Here is a 21,767-nt window from a genome sequence, read left to right on the forward strand (position 1 = left end):
TTTACCGACCGATCCGCCCACCCCCCTCTACCCGCACAGGGGGCCGATCGGTCGGTAAATGTCGCCCGGCTGTCGCCTGACTGTCGCGTCGCTGTCGCTTCGGTGTGACCCCAATGTCGCTTCAGTGTCGCTTCACCGGCGCGCCACAGGCGCGTTGTCGTCAAAATCGCCCCGAAATCACGACGCATGACGGTGTGAACTTTCAACTGTCGCGTCATTTCCCCCTCGCCCCTAGAGCGATTTCCAAGCGATCGGCATCGATTGCTGATTAAGAAATCGCTGCAAAACAAATAATTAGATCGGTTTCCTTGACTCAACCAGTTCGAAAACCGCTCTAGCCAAGCACTTGCAGGCGCGGCACTAAGGCGACCCCGGCTGGCGGGCGACCGTTCGTGCCAGGGCCAGAACAGGGAGCATTTCGTGAACCGACGCCAATTCCTCACCACCAGCGGCGCCACGGCGCTGGCCGCATCCGCCCCGCGCGCCTTTGCGCAGCCGGGATCGCAGGATGCCCGCCTGCGCGCCATGCTGGACGGCTTCTTCTATGAGCGGCTGGACGACAGCCCGGAACAGGCGACCCGCCTCGGCCTCGACACCGGCCCCCGCGCAGCGCTGCGCGGCAAGCTCAGCGACACCAGCGCCGCCGGCGCGGCCCGCGATCTGGCCCGCAGCAAGGCGCAGGCGAAGCAGCTTGCCGGCCTCGACCGTGCGGCGCTCAGCCCGGCCAGCCAGCTCGACTATGATGTCGTCGCCTATCAGCTCGACCGCGCGGTCGGTGGCGAGCGTTTCGCCTATGGCGAGACGGCGGGCCGCTATGCGCCCTATATCCTCAGCCAGCTGACCGGCTCCTATCGCGAGACGCCCGATTTCCTCGACAGCCAGCACCGGGTGAAGGACGCGGCCGATGCCGATGCCTATCTGGCGCGACTGGAGGCCTTCCCCGTCAGCATGGACGGCGAGCTGGAGCGGCAGAAGGCGGATGCGGCCAAGGGCGTGTTCGCGCCCGACTATATCCTCGACACCACCATGAAGATGCAGGCGGCGCTGCGCGACCAGCCCGCCGCACAGACGGTGCTGGTGGCGAGCTTTGCCAAGAAGCTGGCCGCCGCCGGCCTGTCGCCCGAACGCGCGGCGCAGGCGGAAAAGATCGTCACGGAGAAGGTCTTCCCCGCGGTCGATCGCCAGCGTGCGCTGGTGCAGCAGCTGCGCGCGAAGGCGGTGCATGACGCCGGCTGCTGGCGCCTGCCCGATGGCGAGGCCTTTTACGCGGCCGCCGCCGAAGCCGCGACCACGACCCGGCTGACCGGCGACGAGATCCATCAGATGGGTCTGGACCAGGTCGCCAGCATCTCCAGCCGGATCGACGCGATCCTGAAGGGCGAAGGGATGAGCCAGGGCACAGTCGGCGACCGCCTCGTCGCGCTCAACAAGCGCCCCGACCAGCTCTACCCCAATACCGATCCGGGCCGCGAGGCGCTGCTGGCGCAGCTCAACAGCCAGATCAAGGCGATGCAGGCGCGGCTGGGCGAGGCGTTCAACACCGTGCCCAAGGCGCCGGTCGAGGTGCGCCGCGTGCCGGTGACGATCCAGGCGGGCGCACCGGGCGGCTATTATCAGAATGCCTCGCTCGATGGGTCGCGGCCGGCCATCTATTTCATCAACCTGCGCGACACGTTCGACCGGCCGAAATTCGGCCTCGCCACGCTGACCCATCATGAAGCGGTGCCGGGCCATCATCTGCAGGTGACGGTGGCGCTGGAATCGGATTCGATCCCGATGATCCGCCGGCGCGGCTTCTACAGCGGCTATTCCGAAGGCTGGGCGCTCTATTCCGAACAGCTCGCCGACGAGATGGGCATGTACAAGGGCGATCCGCTGGGCCAGGTCGGCTATCTCCAGTCGCTGCTGTTCCGCGCCACCCGGCTGGTGGTCGACAGCGGCATGCACGCCAAGCGCTGGAGCCGCGAAAAGGCGACCGATTATCTCATCGCCACCACCGGCATCGCGCGCGGCCGTAGCCAGGGCGAGATCGACCGCTACACCGTCTGGCCGGGCCAGGCGTGCAGCTACAAGATCGGCCATACGGTGTGGACGCAGCTGCGCGATGAGGTGAAGACGGCGCAGGGCGACAAGTTCGACCTCAAGCAGTTCCATGAGGTGCTGACGCTGGGCGCGATGCCGCTCGACATCTTGAAGCAGGCAGTGCGCCAGCGGGCGGGGATCGTCTGAGCGTCAGCCCATGAGCCGTTCGTGCTGAGTAGGGACTGAGCTTGTCGAAGTCCCGTATCGAAGCATCGCATCCTTCGATACGCCCCTTCGACTTCGCTCAGGGGCTACTCAGGACGAACGGAGTAGGGTGAGCGAAATGAAAAAAACGGCCCGGTGGTGCGCCACCGGGCCGTCGAGGGTCCTTCCACCCAAATCGCGAAGGGAGTGTCGAATTCCCCGCGAACTGGCTGTCTTCACGGCCCCGGCCGCGAAACCCTAATCTTCCATGCTTGTTACGCTTGCGGAACCCATCTTCCCGACAAGCATCGGGATATCGCCGGGAAGATGGGGCGCCTGCGGTCAACTCCAACTCGTCATTCCCGCGAAAGCGGGAACCCATCTCCCAACGCTGGTTCCTGACGCGAGGTCGGGAGATGGATCCCCGCCTTCGCGGGGATGACGGGATAGGGTTTAGGCCGCGAACTGGTTCCCCCTGCGGCCTTTACGCCGCAAACTGATTCATCGTGTTGTGGGCGCCGCCGGCCTTGAGCGCGGCTTCGCCGGCGAAATATTCCTTATGGTCGTCGCCAATGTCGGAGCCGGCCATATTCTGGTGCTTCACGCAGGCGATGCCCTGGCGGATTTCCTGCCGCTGCACGCCCTTCACGTAGCCCAGCATGCCGGCCTCGCCGAAATATTCCCTGGCGAGATTGTCGGTGCTGAGCGCCGCGGTGTGATAGGTCGGCAGGGTGATGAGGTGGTGGAAGATGCCCGCCTCGCGTGCCGCATCCTTCTGGAAGGTGCGGATGCGTTCATCCGCCTCGATGCCGAGGTCGGTGGCGTCATAGTCCGCGCTCATCAGCCTCGCCCGGTCATAGGCACTGACATCCTTGCCCGCAGCTTCCCAGGCGTCGAACACCTGCTGGCGGAAGTTCAGCGTCCAGTTGAAGCTGGGCGAGTTGTTATAGACCAGCTTGGCATTGGGGATCACCTCGCGGATGCGGCTGACCATGCCACCGATCTGGCCGATATGCGGCTTTTCGGTTTCGATCCACAGCAGGTCGGCGCCGTTCTGGAGCGCGGTGATGCAGTCGAGGACGCAGCGATCCTCGCCGGTGCCGGCGCGGAACTGGTACAGGTTCGACGGCAGGCGCTTGGGCTTCAGCAATTGCCCGTCGCGGCTGATGAGGACATCGCCATGGCCGATCGCACCGGCATCGACCGGATCGCAATCAAGGAAGCCATTATAGAGGTCGCCAATGTCGCCCGCTTCACGGGTGAAGGCGATCTGCTTGGTGAGGCCCGCGCCCAGCGAGTCCGTGCGCGCGACGATCACGCCGTCGTCGATCCCGAATTCCAGGAAGGCGTAGCGGACCGCCCGGATCTTCGCGAGGAAGTCCTCATGCGGGACCGTGACCTTGCCGTCCTGATGGCCGCACTGTTTTTCGTCCGAGACCTGGTTCTCGATCTGGATGCAGCAGGCGCCGGCCTCGATGAACTTCTTGGCGAGCAGATAGGTCGCCTCGGCATTGCCGAAGCCGGCATCGATGTCGGCGACGATCGGGACGATATGGGTTTCGTAATTGTCGATTTGCTGCTGCAGCTTGGCGGCGCGGACCTCGTCCCCTTCCGCGCGGGCCTTGTCGAGATCGCGGAACAGGCCGCCCAGCTCGCGGGCGTCGGCCTGGCGCAGGAAGGTGTAGAGTTCCTCGATCAGCGCGGGGACGCTGGTCTTTTCATGCATCGACTGGTCGGGCAGCGGGCCGAACTCGCTGCGCAGCGCCGCGACCATCCAGCCCGAAAGATAGAGGTAGCGGCCCTTGGTGGTGCCGAAATGCTTCTTGATGCTGATCATCTTCTGCTGACCGATGAAGCCGTGCCAGCAGCCCAGCGACTGGGTGTAGTTGGCCGGATCGGCATCATAGGCGGCCATGTCGGCACGCATGATCTTCGCGGTGTAGCGGGCGATGTCGAGGCCGCTCTGGAACCGATTCTGCAGGCGCATGCGGGCGACGGATTCGGGCGCAATACCGTCCCAATGGCCCTGGCCGCCGATCAGCGTGTCGGCCTTCGCGATTTCACTTTGATAGGTCATGTCGTCATTCCCTCGGGGTGAGCTGCAAGAAAGAATGACAGCGAAGTAGACACAGGAAACGGGGTGCGGCACCCCTGCCAAAGTCCAGTTGTCGATCTTTACAAAAATCTGCTGTAAAGTTGTAAAGAGCGTACAGGAGTCGGTGTCATGGCCAAGGATCGTCCCGTCTATATGGGGCCGCGATTGCGACGGCTGCGGCGCGAGCTGGGCCTGACCCAAGCCGATATGGCCAATGATCTGGAGATCAGCGCCTCCTATGTCGCGCTGCTGGAACGCAATCAGCGGCCATTGACCGCCGACATGCTGCTGCGCCTCGCCCGCACCTACAAGCTCGACATGGCCGAGGTAGCGGGCGACGGCGGCGCGGAACAGACGGCGCGACTACAGGCGGTGCTGAAAGACCCGATGTTCGCCGATATCGACCTGCCGCAACTGGCGACCGGCGATGTCGCGGTCAATTATCCCGGCATTACAGAAGCTTTGCTGCGGCTCTACACCAGCTATCGCGAGGAACATCTGGCGCTGGCGGACCGGGGGGCGGAGGCGGAGCCGCAGGAGGATGGCGCCGATCCGGTGGCCGAGGCGCGGCGCTTCATAGCCGCGCGGCGCAACAGCTTCCCGCTGCTCGACGATGCGGCCGAGAAGCTGGCGGCGGAAGCGGAGGCCGAGGGTGGCCTGGCCGGCTGGCTGAAGGCGCGGCACAATTTGCGGGTACGGCGATTGCCGTCGGACGTGATGGCGGGATCGATGCGACGGCTGGACCGGCATCGCGACGCGGTGCTGCTGGACGATGCGCTGGACGGCGCCAGCTCGGCCTTTCAACTCGCGCTCCAGATCGCCTATCTGGAGATGCGCAAGGGCTTCGACGCGCTGCTCAAGGACGGACAGTTCGCCAGCGAGAGCGGGCGGCGGCTCGCCCGGCGGGCATTGGCCGGCTATGGCGCGGCAGCGATACTGATGCCCTATACCGCCTTCGCCAAGGCGGTGGAGGCCAAACGCTATGATGTCGAGGCGCTGGCCCGGCAGTTCGGCGTCAGCTTCGAGCAGGCGGCGCATCGCCTCACCACCTTGCAGAAGCCGGGACAGGAGCGCGTCCCCTTCTTCTTCCTGCGGGTCGACCAGGCCGGCAATGTCTCCAAGCGGCTGGATGGGGCCGGCTTTCCCTTTGCCCGCCATGGCGGTTCCTGCCCGCTCTGGTCGGTGCATCGCGTGTTCGAAACGCCGCGCGAGGTGGTGACGCAATGGCTGGAACTGCCCGACGGCCAGCGTTTCTTCTCGATCGCGCGCACCGTCACCGCCGGCGGCGGCAGCTGGGGCGCAGCCAAGGTGGAGCGGGCGATCGCACTGTGCTGCGCCGCCGACCATGCCCATCGGCTGGTCTATAGCCAGGATGCGCCGCCGCCCGCGCCGACGCCGATCGGCGTCACCTGTCGCCTGTGCCACCGCAGCCAGTGCATGGCCCGGTCCGCCCCGCCGATCGGCCGCGACATGCTGCCCGACGATTATCGGCGGACGCGCGCGCCGTTCGGCTTTGCCGATCGTTAGAGAGTGGCGCACCAGCCCACGGAAATAATCGCGCTGCAACAAGGGGGTGAGATTGCCCAATTCGATGCAACAGCCACCCGGCCTCTCGAAGCGATCGCTGGCGATTGCCGGGCTGTCGACCATCGTCGAATGGTATGACTTCACCCTCTATCTCTATCTCGCCACCTTGTTGTCGCGCATCTTCTATGGCGGCGGCGCGGCGGGCGTGGGGCATGTGCTGGCGGGCTTTGCGATCGCCTATCTGATGCGGCCGCTGGGCGCGATCGTCTTTGGCCATATCGGCGATCGCCATGGCCGGCGGCCGACCATGTTGCTGTCGATGGCGCTGATGAGCGCGGCGATGCTGGCGACAGCGCTGTTGCCGACCCAGGCGCAGGCCGGGGCGATGGCCGGCTGGCTGCTGCTGGCGCTGCGCTGTGTCATGGCCTTCTCGGTCGGGGGCGAATATACCGGCGTCGTTGCCTATCTGCTGGAAGGGGCGCCGCCCGGCCGGCGGGGCCTCATCACATCCCTGGCATCGGCGGCGAGCGAGGTCGGCGGACTGCTGGCGGTGGCGCTGTCCGCCCTGACCGTAGCGCTGCTGGACGAGGCGGCGCTGGCCGACTGGGGCTGGCGCATTCCTTTTTTGGTGGGCGCGGGTCTCGCTGCCCTTATCCTGCTGGCGCGGTCGCGGATCGAGGAATCGCCCGATTTCCTGGCGCAGCGCGCCCGTGGCAGCATCCCGGTTCAGCCGCTGCGCCTCAGCCTGCGCGCCTATCGGCCGGCGATCGGCCGCGGCTTTGCCATTTCGGCGCTGGGGTCGATCACCTATTATGTCGGCATCGTCTATGTGCCGAGCTTCCTGATCGGGACCGGCCGCATGGGCGAGGCCGATGCGCTGACGCTCTCGACGCTGGCGGCGCTGGTGGTGATCCTGGTGACGCCGCTGGTCGGTGCCCTGTCCGACCGGATCGGGCGGCGGCCGGTGCTGGTCGCGCTGGCGCTGGCCGGCGTCACGCTGCCGGCCCTGCTCTTTGCCCTGATGGCGCAGGGCAGCGCATTGGGCGGCGCCCTGCTGGGCGCAATCCTGCTGGCGGCGCTGGGCGGAGCGGTGAGCGCGGTCGGCGCCGTGACCACGGCCGAGCAGTTTCCCGGCGAAGGACGGCTGAGTGGCCTCGCCTTTGGCGCCACCGGTGCGACGGCGCTGTTCGGCGGCCTTACCCCCTATTTGTCGCATCAGGTGACGCAGGCGAGCGGATGGGCGTCGGCGCCCGGATGGCTGATCGCGATCGTGGCGCTGGGCGTGCTGCCGGTCCTCTGGCGCCTGCCCGAAAGCGCGCCAAAGCGACAACAGCCCTGCTGAGCCCCCTTCCCGCATGGCTCTCTCTCCGCTAGCGCATGCGCCACAAAAGAAAGGGGAGCATCCTTAATGCGTTTGACGATTTCGCTGGCCGCGCTCGCGCTGGCCATCATGCCCATGGCCGTGCAGGCCCAGGACGGGGACAAGAAGAAGGATGAGGCACCGGCCGCCGAAGCTGGCGTGCCCGCCCCCAATGTCTCGGTCACCCATCATAAGGGCGTGTTCGGCGGCAAGGCGATCAGCTACACCGCGACCACCGGCGAAACCTATCTGAAGGACAAGGACGGCAAGCCGCTCGCGGCCATCTATGCCACCTCCTATGTCAAGGATGGCGGCGACAAGAAGCGCCCGATCACCTTCCTCTATAATGGCGGCCCCGGCTCGGGCTCGCTCTGGCTCCACATGGGCGCCTTCGGCCCCAAGCGCGTGGTGCTGCCCGATGCGCAGGATGACGGCGCGCCGCCCTATCCGCTGGTCGACAATGCGGAATCGCTGCTCGACGTCACCGACCTTGTCTTCATCGATCCGGTCGGCACCGGCTTTTCCCACGCCATCGGCAAGAAGGATCCCAAGGATTATTGGGGGGTGTCGGCCGACGCCAAGTCGATCGCCGACTATATCCGCCTGTGGCTCAACGAGAATGGCCGCTGGTCCTCGCCCAAATATATCGGCGGCGAAAGCTATGGCACCACCCGTTCGGTCGCGCTGATCAACGAGCTGGAGGGCAGCTATAATGACGTCGCGGTCAACGGCATCATCCTGATCTCGTCGATCCTCGACTTCGGCGCATCGGCCGAGGTGCAGGGCAATGAAATGCCCTATATCCTCAACCTCCCGTCGATGGCGACGACCGCCTGGTATCACAAGAAGATGGGCAATCCGCCCGCCACCGTCGCCGAAGCCGCCCAGCAGGCCCGCGCCTTTGCGATCGGCCCCTATGCCGCCGCGCTGCTCAAGGGCAATGCCCTGCCCGCCGAGGAACGCGCCAGCGTCCGTGCCGAACTAGCCCGCCTCACCGGCCTGTCGGAGCAGTTTGTCGACCATGCCGAGTTGCGCATCTCGCCCGGCCGTTTCTACAAGGAATTGCTGCGCGATCGCGGCGTCAGCATCGGCCGCCTCGACACCCGCTACACCGGCAAGGATTATGATGCGGCCGGCGAGGAGCCGGACAATGACCCCAGCTTCTACGCGATCGACGGCGCCTATACCGCGGCGATGAACAGCTATGCCCGCGACGAGCTGAAGTACAAGACCGACCGCAGCTATGTGACGATCGGCGGGGTCAGCGGCTGGGACTGGAAGCTGCAGGGCCAGCGCGGCCGCGACAGCGAAGTTTACGCCAGCGTCGCCCCCTATCTCAGCAAGGCTTTGCGCGAGAATAGCGGGCTCAAGGTGTTCGTCGGCCAGGGCTGGTATGATTTCGCCACGCCCTTCTTCGGCGCGGAATATGCGATGAGCCGCACCGGCTTCGATCCCGCGCGGATCCAGTATCATTATTATGATGCCGGCCACATGATGTATGTCCGCCCCGACGACCTGCGCAAGCTGAGCGCGGATATCCGGGCGTTCATCTCGCAGCGATGATGATGCCGCCCGCCCGGAAATCAACCGGGCGGGCGCTGTCTTCGCCTTCGAGGCCATCCAGCACGCTTCCTGCCCGCCTATAGGCATTTCACACGAATATATCCGCTGCCGCCCGTCCGATAATATGCCTTCCAGAACAGGGGTCGCTTTGTCTTTTCACGGGGGCAAGGGGCGTTGGCGCAACAATCGGACCATGCAGGCCCAAGCGGGCGATCGTTACGCGCTTCGATGCTGGCGGTGCTCCTCGCAGCCGTCGCACCGTCGCAAGTCCGCGCCCAGGAAAGCGCCGACCTCTCCCCGCTTGCACATGGTGCAGGCAAAACGGCTTCGCCTGCCGCCCTGACCGTGAACGAGGCCATCTCCTTCGATCTCGCCAGCCTCACGCCGGAAAAGCAGCGGGAAACCGAACTGCCGGACGGTGTCGGTCCATCCATTACCGTCGATACAGATAGCCCGGCTGCAATCGATCCCGACCGTTACCGGTCGCTCGGCAGCCGGATGGCAGCGGCCAAATGGGAAACATTGGGGCTCTTCGCCTATATCACCGCCACCCAGGCCTATTGGACCGACGACACGACATCCTTTCATTTCAAGGATGAAGGATGGTTCGGCAAGAACACCAACAATCTTGGCATCGACAAGCTGACACACGCCTTCAATGCCTATCTCTTCGCCGAATTTCTCGGCGCGCGCATCGCCCGCAAGACTGATGACCGGGCTGCCGCCGCCTTGCCGGCCGCTCTGCTGTCGACCGCGCTGCAATTCTACGGCGAATTATGGGACGGCCATAAGACCGACAGCGGCTTCTCCTACCAGGACATTGTCTTCAACACGGCCGGCGCCGCCTTTTCCGTGCTGCGGCACACCGTGCCGGGGCTGGAGGAGAAACTGGATTTCCGGCTGATGATGGTGCCCAATTCCAACGTCTACAGCTTCAAGGGGAAGCGCCATTATGAACAGCAGCATTTCCTGCTGTCGCTTGAACTGGCCGGGTTCAGGAAATTGGAGGCCACCCCTTTGCGGCTCGTCGAATTGCAGGTCGGCTATCGCGGCAAGGATTTCACCCTCGCCGACCGCGCCGCCGGCATCCCCCCTAAACGCGACATCTTCTTCGGCGTCGCGCTCAACATCAAGCAACTCTTCTTCCGCAACAGCCGTTCGCGCGTCAGCCGCATGATCGGCAGCGGCCTCAACTATTTCCAGCTCCCCTATACGGGCCTCTATGATTATTACTGAGCCTTGCCGCGCGCGCCGGCCAGCACCGTAACAATCCCCCTTTAACGCCCGTAAAATCCCCTTATGCTCCTGCCCAGCAAGGGAGATTCAATCATATGCGCCACGCGCTCACGGCCTTTCTGGCCGCTGTCAGCTTTTCGTCCATCGCCGTCGCCCAGACCCCGGCAGCCGCTCCGCCGCCGGCTCAGCCGGCCATGGTCCAGCCCACCCCCACGCCGCAGAGCGAACTGCCCGGCCTGATCGCCAGGGACATGGAGGGGCTGATGACCCTCTATCGCGACCTGCACGCCAATCCCGAACTCTCGCTGCAGGAGGTGAACACCGCCGCCAAGCTGGCCAAGCGCCTGAAAGCGATGAAGTTCGACGTGACCGAGAAGGTCGGCGGCACCGGCGTCGTCGCGGTGATGAAGAATGGATCGGGGCCCGTCCTCCTCATCCGCGCCGACATGGACGGCCTGCCGGTGGTCGAGCAGACCGGCCTCGACTTCGCGTCCAAGGTCCGCACCAAGACGCCCGAGGGGGTCGAGACCGGCGTGATGCACGCCTGCGGCCATGACACCCACATGACCGCCTTCATCGAGACCGCCAAGCTGCTGTCCAGCCAGAAGGACAAGTGGAAGGGCACACTAGTGATGATCCTCCAGCCGGCCGAGGAAGTGGGCAAGGGCGCCCGCGACATGCTGGAGGACGGGCTCTACACCCGCTTCCCTCGCCCGACCCATGCCATCGCCTTCCATGACGCCGCCAATCTCCAGGCCGGCGTCGTCGGCTATACGCCGGGCTATGCCCTCGCCAATGTCGACAGCGTCGATATCGTGGTGAAGGGGCTGGGCGGCCATGGCGCCTATCCGCAGACGACCCGCGACCCGATCGTGCTGGGTTCGCGCATCGTCACCTCGCTGCAGACCCTGGTCAGCCGCGAACAGGATCCGCAGGATCCCGCCGTCGTCACCGTCGGCAGCTTCCAGGCCGGCGCCAAGCACAACATCATCCCCGACCAGGCGCTGCTGCTGCTGACCGTGCGCAGCTATTCGGACGAGACCCGCGCCAAGCTGATCAAGGGGATCGAGCGGATCGCCCGTGGCGAGGCGATTGCGGCGGGCGTGCCCGACGACAAGATGCCGGTCGTCAGCGTCAAGGACGAGTTCACCCCGTCCACCTACAACCCGCCCGAATTTGCCGAACAGATGGGCGCACTGCTCAAGGGGCATTTCGCCGAGGGCCGCGTGGTCAAGACCCCGGCGGTGATGGGCGGCGAGGATTTCGGCCGCTTCTACCGCGCCGACAAGTCGATCAACAGCTTCATCTTCTGGGTCGGCGGCGTGCCGGCGGACAAGATGGCGGCGGCGCAGGCCGGCCAGATCACCCTGCCCTCGCTGCACAGCCCGTTCTGGGCGCCGGAGGCCGACAAGGTGATCGCCACCGCCAGCGAGGCGATGACCGTCCTCGCCATGGATATCCTGAAGAAGGATTGAGCTTATACGCTGGCCGCGCAGCGGCGCCGATGGATCTCCATCAGCGCCAGCGCGGTCAGCGCCACGCCCAGCCCCAGGATCATGTCGACCAGATAATGGGTGCCCTCGACCGGCGTGGACAGCAGCATCGCCGCGTTGAGCGCCACGATCGGCCAGCGCAGCGCCGCGATCCGCCAGCCCGCCGCAATATACAGAACCGCCGCCGCGGTATGGAAGCTGGGCGCCGACACGATGCCGCGCAACTGCCCCAGGTCGATGGCATGGACCGCATGCGTCCGCAGCGCCGGGATCAGCCCCTGCTGCCACAGCTCGCTTTCGGGCATGTAGCGGATCGGTTCGTGCCACAGATAGGAGAATGGCCCAACCGCCGGCATCAGGCTGAACAGGATCAGGGTGATGACCGCCGCCAGCCAGAAGGTGGCGATGAACCGCCAGGCCCGTTCCTGCTCTCCCGCCCGCGCCATGCACCATAGCAGCAGCGCCGGCGTCACATAGATGCTGCGATAGGCGGCCGTTTCCAGAAATTGGAGTGTCCGGTGCGATGCCGTCAGCCGATACCAATAGAGCCAGTCGAACCCCAGCGCTTCGTCGATCCGCTGCAACGCGATGTCGGCATAGCCATGAGTCAGCGCCGCGACGGGATAGCTGGCCGCCGCGCCCATGACGGAGATCAGCGTGAACAGGCCGACATAGGTGGCAAATGGCGCCACCGTCCCGGCATGGCGCCAGCCGCTGCGCGGCAGGCCGAAGCGCAGCGCCAGCAACAGCGCCGCCGCCGCGCCATAGGCGATGCTGCTCACCTGCCAGAAATCGATGCGCAGGTCCGCCATGTCCAGCAGCAGGGCGAGCAGCAGCATGCTCACACCCAGCGCCGTCAGGAAATGCCGCCGGATCGCCAATGGTGGCGTGACAATCGGCACCGGACGCGCCTTCTGCGCGGCAACAGGCTCAGCCAGGGGCCAGGAGGTTTCGATCGACGGCATCACGCATATGTCCGGGAAGAAAGGCGGAAAGGCCGCCCTTCCGCCTCCCGTGCTTAAGCTGCGATGAACCGTTGCATGGCGCCCCTGTCAGGGCTGCAACAACCACCCCGAGCCACCGCCCAGCGCGATGATCGCCGGCATGCTCCACCGCCCCTTGATCCGCCAGGCGCAGAGCGCGCCGACCAGCAGGATCAGGCCCGCCGCCCAGAGCCGGTCCGCCCGCATCGCCGCCGCCCAACCCAGTTGCACCAGGGTCGCCGCGATCACCCCGACCACCGCCGCCGCGACCCCGGCCAGCAGATGGTGGAGCGCCGGATTTTCGACCAGCGCTTCCAGCCGCTCATAGAAGATCAGGAAAAGGGCGAGGGCGGGCAGGAACATTCCCGCCGTGATCGCCAGCGCGCCGCCCAGCCCCCCGGCCATATAGCCGGCAAAGGTCGCGAAGATTACCAGCGGCGCGGGCAATATCCCGGCCAGCGCCACCCCGTCGAGGAACAGCCCGTCCGACAGCCAGCCGCGCCCGACCGTATCGCCGCGCACATAGGGAATGGCGGTATAAGCGCCGCCAAAGGTGAGCAGTCCGCCCTTCAGCCCGGCGATGAACAACAGCAACATGTCGGGCCGTGCGGCACCAGCCGCCATCGGGATCGGCGCAACCGCCACTGTTCCTTTGTGCAGCAGCAACGCCAGCATGACCGCCCCGACCAGCACTGCACCGATCAATATGGGCCGCGCGCGAAAGGCATGGACCAGCCCCGCCGCCAGCAGCGGAATCCAGAAAGGCGTGCCGAGCAAAGTCGCGGCAAAGGCACCGATCGCCAGCGCCCAAAGCAGCCGATCCTCCAGCACATGGCCGCCGATCCGCTGCACCGCGCGCGCGATGATCGCCAGCACCACCAGCTGGATGCCGAACAGCACCGGCAGCGCCCAGCCCGCGCCGGCGATCCAGTCGCGATAGAGCCAGGCGGCGACCAGCATCAGCATCAGACCGGGCAGCATGAAGCCCAGCCCCGCCAGCAGCCCGCCGATCCGCCCGCCCGCCATCATGCCCATATGGACGCATAGTTCATGGGCTTCGGGGCCCGGCAATATCTGCATCACCGCGAGCAAGCGGTTGAAGCGCGGCCCGGACAGCCAGCGCTCTTCCTCGACCAGGGTCTGGCGCAGCATGGCGATCTGCGCGACCGGCCCGCCAAAGGCCAGGCAGCCAAAGCGCAGGAATTTGAGGAATAGCGGGAACAGGCGGATCGGCGGCGGACCATCATCCAGTGTCGTCATCGTCATCGGCTCCTGCCGCAGGCGCGGCGCATGGAGCGGAACTTGGACGATCATCGCCTGAACGGGCGCCCGCACGGCCCGTTGGCGCTTATCATAGCATCGCGCGCCGCGAAGAAAAGAGGCGGCGCAACAGGATGGAGCGGCCTTTCAGCCGCCCCTCCCGAACGGACGATCAAGCGCCGAAGCCGCCGTCGATCGTGTGCATCGCGCCGGTGATGATGCCGGCTTCCGGCCCCGCCAGATAGGCGGCCAACCCGGCAATTTCCTCGCCCGTGGCATGGCGCTTGATCGCCATGAAGCCGTGCATGGTGGCGCTCATCGGGCCATCGGCCGGGTTCATGTCGGTATTGGTCGGGCCGGGCTGGATGATGTTGACGGTGATGCCGCGCGCACCAAAGTCACGGGCCAGGCCACGGGCCATGCCCTGCAGCGCCGACTTGGTCAGCGCATAGGCCGCGCCACCCTCGAACGGCATGCGGTCGCCATTGACCGAACCGATAACGATGATTCGTCCGCCATCGTTCATCTGCCGCGCCGCCTCGACCGCCGCATGATAGGGCGCACGGACATTGATATCGATCATCCGGTCGACCGCATCGGCGTCCAGCGTCAGCGGGTCGCCCAGCACCAGCGTGCCGGCATTGACGACCAGTATGTCGAGCGCGCCCTCGCCCGCCACCACATCGATCACCGCCTGGCGATCGGCCGCGTCGGAGCGGATGGCACGCGCGCCGACATCGGCGGCAAGCGCGGTGGCGGCATCCTGCGACCCGGCATAGGTGAAGGCGACATCGGCGCCGTCACCGGCAAAACGCCGCACGATCGCGGCACCGATACCCCGGCTGCCGCCGAGGACGAGGACTTTCTTGGCAGTGAAATCGGTCATGGGACAATTCCTTGCTAAATTTGTAATGATCGCTATATAAATTGCCGATCGCGCCCGTCAAGGATTTTTGTAATGACCATTAAAGAAAAAGCCAAGAGCCGGGGCCGCCCGCGTTCCTTCGATGAGGACGCCGCCCTTTCTGCGGCGCAGGCGCTGTTTCATCAACATGGCTATGATGGTGTCGGCGTCGCCGCGCTGGCGCAGGCGATGGGGATCAATCCGCCCAGCCTCTATGCCGCTTTCGGTGACAAGGCGGCCCTGTTCGACCGGGTGCTGGCGCGCTATGCCCGCGATGCCCTGCCGGTGGACGATATCCTCGTGCCCGGCACGCCGCCGGCCACTGCATTGACGCAGCTTCTGCGCACCGCCGCGCGCATCTATGCCGCCGACCCCGCCGCACCGGGCTGCATGGTGCTGGAGGCCGCGCGCGGCGCCGACGCCACCGCCGCCGCACAGGCGCGATGCTGGAAGGACAGGAGCGTCGACCGGGTCCGGGACTATCTGACCCCCGACCATCCCGAGCAGGCGCTGCCGGTCGCCGATTATATGGTGACGGTCATGTCCGGCCTGTCGTCCGATGCCCGTGACGGCAAGCCGATCGAGCGGCTGCTCGCCATCGCCGACATGGCCGGCCTCGCGCTGGAAGCCTCGTTATCCACCGCCTGACCTATTGCGGCCGATGCCCCTTGCGCCATTTGGTCAGCAGATGGCGCGCCAGCATCAGCGGCGGCATGCGCAGCCAGTGAGACCGCACGAAGAAAGCGAAGACCAGCGCTTTGCGCGTCTCCTGCCCCCAGCCGTTGCGCGCCAGCAACCGCGCCCGCACCAGCCGGTCCCACAGGGTCAGCCGCCCGCCCGCGCCATAGATCGCCGCGGCCAGCCGCTGCGCCTGCCGCACATGGGGAAATATCCCATGCCGGGCCGCCCGCGCTTCTAACGCTTGGGGATCAATATCGGCCAGCAGGCAGTGAATGTCCCACAGGTTGCGCAGGCCGCCCTGCAAATCGCCGTCCGCCAGCAGATGGGCGACCGCATGACAGACACGATCCTCTGCCGACAGCATATATAATCCATCGGCTATCGAAACCGCATCCGCCATCATCGCGGCCGCATCCGGCGTGGGCCGCGCGGTCAGCGGCAGCACGGTATGATGCACGTCGATCATCCGGTCGCGCTCGGCGTGGATCATCGGCGGCAGCTCATGCATCCACTGCCGATAATAGGCGTCGTCATAGGGGTCTTCCTTGACCCATTCCCAGCCGGCCGCGATCAGCGCATCGGCCGCCGCATCGATCCGGTCGCGCGGCACCAATATGTCGAGGTCACCGATGAAGCGCCCCCGCCCCGCCGGCAGGCCCGCCGCCGCATAGGCCGTGCCCTTGAGCAGGATCACCGGCAAGCCGATCGGTGCCAGCGCCGCCCGCGCCCGGTCTGCTTCCCAGATCGCCTGGCGCGCCTCCCGCGCCGCATCCTCCCGTGCATCCGCCAGGATCGGCCGTACCGCATCGAGCACGGCCCGTCCCTCCAGCCGGAAGGCGAGCGTGCCGATCAGCCGTTCCGCCCGCGCCATCGCGATCAGGCTGTTCCAGCCGGCCGCATCCAGCCCCGCCGTCGTCGCCGGATCGCGCAAGGCCCCGACCAGCAGCGCCGCGCTCATGCGATCTCGCTCCACAGCCGATCGACCAGGGCGATCGCCGCATCCCCCGACGGGAAGTCGATCGCCCGCGCCGGCACCTGCGCCACGAAGCGCGTCAGCGCGGCGAACGCCGGTTCGCCGAGCGCCACATAATTGGTCGATGCCTGAGTCAGGCGCATGAACACCTCGCCCTGCCCCACCGGCCGCTCCGCCGGCCCGGAGCCGAAGCGGGGGAACAGCAGCAGCGCCGGCATCCCGCCCTCGCCCATCCGCGCCACCGCGTCGGCGCGCGGCACCATATGGCGGATATCGCCCTTGGCCGTCGCGCCCAGCAGCGGCCCCATGCGCGCCGCCGGCACCTCGCCCGCGATCACGTCGATCGCCTTGTTCTTGAGCGACACCAGCCGGGGAAAGGGCAATATCGCCCCGCTGTCGAGATCCAGCAGCGCAAACTCGTCCCCCATCAGACGCCAGCCACGTTCACCCAGTTGCGCCGCCAGCGTCGACTTGCCCGACCCGGACTCGCCGGTCATCACCAGCACCCGCCCATCCTTCTCGACGCTCGACGCGTGGAGCAGCAGATGCCGGCGCCAGCCCAGCGCCATCTGCAGGTTCATCCCCATTTCCGCTGCCAGCAGCCCATGGGCCAGGCTCATCGGCGCCGCGTCGGCCAGGCCATGATCGCCGGTGATGAAGATGGACGGTCGCACCCAGCGCCGGACAGCGCTGGTCGGCTGCAACCGCACGGTGAAATCGGCGATCGCGCCACCGACGTCGGGATAATCGGCATAGAGGCGCTTCAACTGGTCGATCGGCTGCGCCCAGGCCGAACCGATGCGGAAGGTCGCCGGGCCGATGCGCAGGGTCAGGCTGTGCCTCATGCCGGCCGCACCAGCCCGATCCGGTCGAGATAGGCGAGATGCTGGCCGATCTCGCCCACCACATCGCCCTCGCCCAGATCATAGAGCAGGGCCAGCCGATCGCGCAGCATCGTCGCGCTCGCCGGCAGGCCGTCGGCCATGGCCTCCAATATCTCGGGCACCGGGCTGATCACCATATGGGTCTGGCCCGACGGGCGATGATAGAGCAGGACGATATCATCCAGCGGCCGGACGATGATCGCCTCCGCCCCTTCTCGACGATATAGTTCTTCCCTGACCACGCGTCCGACACCTCCATGGCTCCCTCTTGCCCTAAAGCCAAAAGGGTAGCCAAGTGCCTAACGCATCAGGGAAAGGCCTGCAGCGCAACGCCGACCGGAAGCTCCCGCGCGCCGACCGTCATCAGCGCGCGCATATAGGTGTCGAGCGCCCGGTCCAGCCCATGTTCGCGCACCGCCTGCGCCAGCTGCTCGGGCGGCGCGGGATGGGCCAGCGCCCATTCGATCGCACGGGCAAAGCCATCGACATGGCCGACCGGCACCGGCGGATGCTGGCCGGCGGCGGCCAGCAGCGGATGGATATTGCGGGTGCAATCGGTCGCCACCACGCCCGCGCCACAGCCCAGCGCCTCGATCATCGTGCCGGCCAGCCCTTCCCAGCAGGACGGCTGCAACAGCAGGTCCGCTTCGGCAAACAGGCTGGCCATGCGGTGCGGACAATCAACGAAGCCCAGAAACTCGACCCGGTCCGACAGGCCCAGCCGCGCGCATTGCGTCTCCAACTGCGCGCGCAGCGGTCCCTGCCCGACGATGCGCAGCCGCCAGTCGCGATTCCGCAATTGCGCCAGCGCGGCCAGCGCGGTCGCCTGATCCTTCTGCGGCGCCAGCCGCCCGACCATCAGCAATTGGGCCGGGCGCTGCGGGCAACAGGCTGTGCCGCGATCGTTGCAGGCCTGTTCCATCAGCCGGGTGACGGTGGGGCGCGGCATCAGCCGCACGTCGCGACCGCCCAACGGCCCTTCCTCGGCCAGCAATTGCCGGTCGGTCTCGCCCATGACGATGGTCATGCTGCAGGCCCTGGCAATCGCGCGAAACCGCGTCTTGCGCGCCCAGGCGGACAGGCCCTGCTGCCCCGGCCGGACAATCGGGTTGGAAATGCGGCCGACCGCGCGGGTCTGCGTGCCCAGCGTCGCGGCGGCGACCAGCATATTGCTCTGGTTACCAGCCGAATAGACGACATCGGGCCGATGGCGCCGCACCATCGCGGCCAGCGGCAGGAATTGCGCGATCATCGACAATCGCCGGGCCCAGCGTGGCGCACAGACACGGCGAACCGTCAGCGCCGGGTCGATCATCCCGGCCAGCGGCCCGTCAAGATGCGCCAGCCACAGTTCGACCCGCAGGCCGCGCCGGTGGAGATGATTGGCAAGCTGGATCGCGACCCGGTCAAGCCCCCCGTCACCGGGGCGATAGAGATAGACGACCGCGAATGGAGAATGTGCCGCCACCTGGCGTGCATGGAACATGGTGTCGCCCTTGCGCTCGACGGAAATGTCGATGCTTCGACGCCGTCAACGCGGGCGACCCGTAATCGGTTCTTTCAGTTCGACGCGGCTTTGGGGCTTAGCGTGGCATTTGCAGCGATGCGAAACAGGTGAAGCCGCTCTGTCCCGACTGGAGGCGGCGGATATAGTTCAGATAGGCCTGGTTCTGCTCATAGCTGGTGCCGGGCAGCGGCCGACCGCGCAGCGCCTGCTTGACCTGTTCGCCGGTATAGGTGCGCCCGCTCGCCGGATAGGCGCCCGGCGTCCCCGCCGGCACCATCTGGCCATTGGGCGCGATATAATTGCCCGACCGCGACGGATCGGGCACCGGAATGGTGCAGTTGAGGACCGAGGCGGCAGTATTCGCCAGCGCCGGGCGGATCGACACGATCGCCGATGCCGCGACCGCGCCGCCCATCAGCAACTGGCGCCGCGACGCAACAGCCAGATCGGGTGCAGATACGTCCGTTGCCGCCTTTTCAGGCTCCACGCTTTCCGGTCCGGGGATGGGCTCGCTCATGTCACAATGTTCCGCTATCGCGCTTGCCAAAGCGTAAATATTGGGCGCTATTGATCACAGCCATCGCAGCAAATGCGCGAAGAATCCAGCGCGGTAACCATGAATCGACTGACAATTTCTCAGATTACGGCCTCGCTGGCCGTGCTTTTGCTGGGCACGGGCGGTGCCCTGATTCTCGGCGGATCGCCGCTCACCATCGCCCTGCCGGTGCTCGCCGGCCTGATCGTGCTGGTCATCACGGCCGAAGGCGTGCCGGTCGGCCGCGACGTGCCGACGATCGCGCTCGATGCGCCCGACCTGTTCGCCCACCCCGAATTTCCCGGCCTGCTGGAAGCCATTTCCGATCCGCTGATGCTGGTCGAGCGGGGCCGGATCGTCCATGCCAACCAGGCCGCCAAGCGCCTGCTCGGCAGCCATATCGAGGGGGAGGATGCGCGCATCGCGATCCGCCACCCCGCCGCCGCCGAACGGCTGGCCAGCGTTGCCCCACTGGCCGAACCGGTGATGATCGAACTGGTGGGCCTGGGCACGCGCGAACAGCGCTGGCAGATGCGCATCGCGTCGGTGGGCGCAGTCGGCGACATGCGCCGGCTCGTCCATCTGGTCGACCATAGCGGCACCTATGCGGCCGAGCGGATGCGCGTCGATTTCGTCGCCAATGCCAGCCATGAACTGCGCACCCCGCTGGCCGGCATATTGGGCTTCATCGAGACGCTGGCCGACCCGGAACTGGGCAAGGATGTCGAAACCCGCAAGCGCTTCCTCAAGATCATGGACGGCGAAGCGCGCCGGATGCAGCGGCTGATCGACGATCTCATCTCGCTGAGCCGGATCGAGGCGGAGAAATATCGCCTGCCCGAAGCCGCCGTCGACCTGTCGGAACTGACCGCCGAAGTGGTCGGCGTGTTCCGCACCAGCAATGGCGATCGCGGCCGCGAGGTGGAGATGGAGATCACCCCCGGCCTGCCCGCGATCCAGGGCGACCGCGCCCAATTGTCGCAGCTCATCCACAACCTCGTCGGCAATTCGGTCAAATATGGCCGCCCCGGCACGCCGATCCATGTCACCCTGGGGGAAGGGCCCAGCGGCATGGTGCGCCTGTCGGTGGCGGACGAAGGCGAAGGCATCGGCCCCGATCACCTCCCTCGCCTGACCGAGCGATTCTATCGCGTCGATTCGGGGCGCAGCCGGGCGATGGGCGGCACTGGCCTGGGCCTGGCCATCGTCAAACATATTGTCGAACGGCATCGTGGCCGGCTGGATATTTCCAGCGTCCTTGGAAAAGGCACCAATGTCAGCATCTTGCTGCCCGGCGCCCCGACCGACGACGCCGCGATCAAGGCCAAGGCGTAAGAAAATTTCACTCCGAAGACGCGATCCGGCCCCTATGTCATGAAAATGCAATCTGACTGTCACAAAGGCGCGATGGTCCGCGGCTAGGCGCCTCCCTGAGGGGCGCGACATTGCGAATCGCGGCCTGTTAGTTGGAGGTTTCCGTGAAGCAATTCGCCCTTTTCGCCGCGACCGCTGTGGCCGCTCTTTCGCTTGCCGGCTGCGGCGACCAGTCGGGCGGCGGCGCTGGCGCGACCCGTGACCAGATCCGCGCGGTCGGTTCCTCCACCGTCTATCCCTTCGCCACTGCGGTCGCCGAACTGTTCGTGCAGGGCAATCCCGGCATGAAGTCGCCGATCATCGAATCGACCGGCACCGGCGGCGGCATGAAGCTGTTCTGCGCTGGCGTGGGCGCCCAGCATCCCGACATTGCCGATGCCTCGCGCCGCATGAAGAAGGCCGAGTTCGAACAGTGCCAGAGCAATGGCGTGAAGGACATCATCGAGATCCAGGTCGGCGTCGACGGCCTCGCCTTCGCCGAATCGAAGCAGGGCCCCGGCCTCAAGCTCACCCCCAAGATCGTCTATGAGGCGCTGGCCGCCAATCCCTATGGCAAGGGTCCGAACAAGGCCCAGACCTGGAAGGATGTCGACCCCAGCCTGCCCGCGATCGCCATCTCGGTGTTCGGCCCGCCCTCGACCAGCGGCACGCGCGACTCGCTCGCCGAACTGATCCTGACCAAGGGTTGCGAGACCGACCCGGCGATGGAAGAACTCAAGAAGAAGAGCGAGGACGAGTTCAAGGCTACCTGCACCCGCATCCGCGAGGACGGCAAATATGTGGACTCGGGCGAGAATGACAATCTGATCGTCCAGAAGCTGGGCGCCAACCCGAACGCCGTCGGCGTCTTTGGCTACAGCTTCCTGGAAGAGAATAAGGACACGCTGAAGGATGTGCCGATCAACGGCATCGAAGCCAGCTACGAGACCGTTTCGACCGGCCAATATCCCGGTGCCCGCCCGCTCTACATCTATGTGAAGAAGGCGCATATGCAGGCGATCCGTGGCCTGCAGGGCTTCCTCGACACCTTCGCCGCCAACTGGAACCCCGACGGCGCGCTGACCAAGCGCGGCATGGTCGCGGCGCCGGAAGACGTGCGCAAGAAGAGCGCCGAAATCGTCAAGTCGCTCAGCGTCCTCGACGGTTCGCAGCTGAAGTAAGGGCAT

Annotated in this window: 18 protein-coding genes; 9 read left to right on the forward strand and 9 right to left on the reverse strand. The window is 66.2% G+C overall.

The window, feature by feature from the left end; translation table 11 throughout:
• Nucleotides 1–420: 420 nt before the first annotated feature.
• Complete coding sequence (locus CG471_RS20395) at nucleotides 421–2,229, forward strand: DUF885 family protein (protein ID WP_099233372.1); 1,809 nt, start codon at nucleotides 421–423, stop codon at nucleotides 2,227–2,229.
• A gap of 481 nt (nucleotides 2,230–2,710) precedes the next feature.
• Here CG471_RS20395 and CG471_RS20400 read toward each other — a convergent pair whose 3' ends face one another.
• Entirely contained in the window at nucleotides 2,711–4,303 is a 1,593-nt protein-coding gene (locus CG471_RS20400) for an isocitrate lyase (protein ID WP_099233374.1), read from the reverse strand.
• Nucleotides 4,304–4,450: 147 nt separating this feature from the next.
• On the opposite strand from CG471_RS20400, the gene CG471_RS20405 reads away from it, so the two are divergent.
• From CG471_RS20405 to CG471_RS20425, 5 genes are all read left to right on the forward strand, one after another.
• Nucleotides 4,451–5,848, forward strand: coding sequence for a short-chain fatty acyl-CoA regulator family protein (locus CG471_RS20405; RefSeq protein ID WP_099233376.1), 1,398 nt, complete (start codon nucleotides 4,451–4,453; stop codon nucleotides 5,846–5,848).
• 64 nt (nucleotides 5,849–5,912) lie between these two features.
• A complete protein-coding gene (locus CG471_RS20410; protein WP_099233402.1) occupies nucleotides 5,913–7,190 on the forward strand; it encodes an MFS transporter in 1,278 nt (425 codons plus the stop codon).
• Nucleotides 7,191–7,256: 66 nt separating this feature from the next.
• Nucleotides 7,257–8,771, forward strand: a complete 1,515-nt coding sequence (locus CG471_RS20415; protein ID WP_099233378.1) for a S10 family peptidase — start codon at nucleotides 7,257–7,259, stop codon at nucleotides 8,769–8,771.
• 228 nt (nucleotides 8,772–8,999) lie between these two features.
• On the forward strand, nucleotides 9,000–10,007 hold the full coding sequence (locus CG471_RS20420; protein WP_099233380.1) for a DUF2279 domain-containing protein: 1,008 nt from the start codon (nucleotides 9,000–9,002) through the stop codon (nucleotides 10,005–10,007).
• A 95-nt stretch (nucleotides 10,008–10,102) separates the two neighbouring features.
• A complete protein-coding gene (locus tag CG471_RS20425; RefSeq protein ID WP_099233382.1) occupies nucleotides 10,103–11,482 on the forward strand; it encodes an amidohydrolase in 1,380 nt (459 codons plus the stop codon).
• Between the two features lie 2 nt (nucleotides 11,483–11,484).
• Here the strand turns inward: CG471_RS20425 and CG471_RS20430 are convergent, their stop codons facing one another.
• The 3 genes from CG471_RS20430 to bdcA form a co-directional block, all read right to left on the reverse strand.
• On the reverse strand, nucleotides 11,485–12,465 hold the full coding sequence (locus CG471_RS20430) for a phosphatase PAP2 family protein (protein ID WP_099233384.1): 981 nt from the start codon (nucleotides 12,463–12,465) through the stop codon (nucleotides 11,485–11,487).
• An 87-nt stretch (nucleotides 12,466–12,552) separates the two neighbouring features.
• Entirely contained in the window at nucleotides 12,553–13,743 is a 1,191-nt protein-coding gene (chrA, locus tag CG471_RS20435; RefSeq protein ID WP_099233404.1) for a chromate efflux transporter, read from the reverse strand.
• A gap of 172 nt (nucleotides 13,744–13,915) precedes the next feature.
• A complete protein-coding gene (bdcA, locus tag CG471_RS20440; RefSeq protein ID WP_099233386.1) occupies nucleotides 13,916–14,629 on the reverse strand; it encodes an SDR family oxidoreductase in 714 nt (237 codons plus the stop codon).
• Nucleotides 14,630–14,701: 72 nt separating this feature from the next.
• On the opposite strand from bdcA, the gene CG471_RS20445 reads away from it, so the two are divergent.
• Complete coding sequence (locus CG471_RS20445; RefSeq protein ID WP_099233388.1) at nucleotides 14,702–15,295, forward strand: TetR/AcrR family transcriptional regulator; 594 nt, start codon at nucleotides 14,702–14,704, stop codon at nucleotides 15,293–15,295.
• A 1-nt stretch (nucleotide 15,296) separates the two neighbouring features.
• On the opposite strand, the gene CG471_RS20450 is transcribed toward CG471_RS20445, so the two are convergent.
• The 5 genes from CG471_RS20450 to CG471_RS20470 all read right to left on the reverse strand — a co-directional run bounded on the left by CG471_RS20450 (nucleotide 15,297) and on the right by CG471_RS20470 (nucleotide 19,209).
• A complete protein-coding gene (locus CG471_RS20450; protein WP_099233390.1) occupies nucleotides 15,297–16,286 on the reverse strand; it encodes a nucleotidyltransferase family protein in 990 nt (329 codons plus the stop codon).
• Entirely contained in the window at nucleotides 16,283–17,146 is an 864-nt protein-coding gene (locus CG471_RS20455; RefSeq protein WP_099233392.1) for an HprK-related kinase A, read from the reverse strand. Before CG471_RS20455 ends, CG471_RS20450 begins: the two co-directional genes overlap by 4 nt.
• Nucleotides 17,143–17,427: an HPr-rel-A system PqqD family peptide chaperone gene (locus CG471_RS20460; protein WP_099233394.1), complete on the reverse strand. Its 285-nt coding sequence runs from the start codon at nucleotides 17,425–17,427 to the stop codon at nucleotides 17,143–17,145. The genes CG471_RS20455 and CG471_RS20460 overlap by 4 nt, the downstream gene beginning before the upstream one ends.
• Before the next feature lie 65 nt (nucleotides 17,428–17,492).
• The gene (locus CG471_RS20465) at nucleotides 17,493–18,671 is read right to left on the reverse strand and encodes a glycosyltransferase (RefSeq protein ID WP_099233396.1); all 1,179 of its coding nucleotides are present in this window, start codon (nucleotides 18,669–18,671) and stop codon (nucleotides 17,493–17,495) included.
• A 97-nt stretch (nucleotides 18,672–18,768) separates the two neighbouring features.
• On the reverse strand, nucleotides 18,769–19,209 hold the full coding sequence (locus CG471_RS20470) for a hypothetical protein (protein WP_048938756.1): 441 nt from the start codon (nucleotides 19,207–19,209) through the stop codon (nucleotides 18,769–18,771).
• A gap of 99 nt (nucleotides 19,210–19,308) precedes the next feature.
• Between CG471_RS20470 and CG471_RS20475 the strand changes: the two genes are divergently transcribed.
• Together CG471_RS20475 and CG471_RS20480 are read left to right on the forward strand one after the other, a co-directional pair.
• A complete protein-coding gene (locus CG471_RS20475) occupies nucleotides 19,309–20,562 on the forward strand; it encodes an ATP-binding protein (RefSeq protein WP_099233406.1) in 1,254 nt (417 codons plus the stop codon).
• Nucleotides 20,563–20,705: 143 nt separating this feature from the next.
• Nucleotides 20,706–21,761, forward strand: coding sequence for a substrate-binding domain-containing protein (locus tag CG471_RS20480; RefSeq protein WP_099233408.1), 1,056 nt, complete (start codon nucleotides 20,706–20,708; stop codon nucleotides 21,759–21,761).
• Nucleotides 21,762–21,767 lie beyond the last annotated feature (6 nt).

It is taken from the genome of Sphingobium sp. IP1 (assembly GCF_002708645.1).
Taxonomy (GTDB): domain Bacteria; phylum Pseudomonadota; class Alphaproteobacteria; order Sphingomonadales; family Sphingomonadaceae; genus Sphingobium; species Sphingobium yanoikuyae.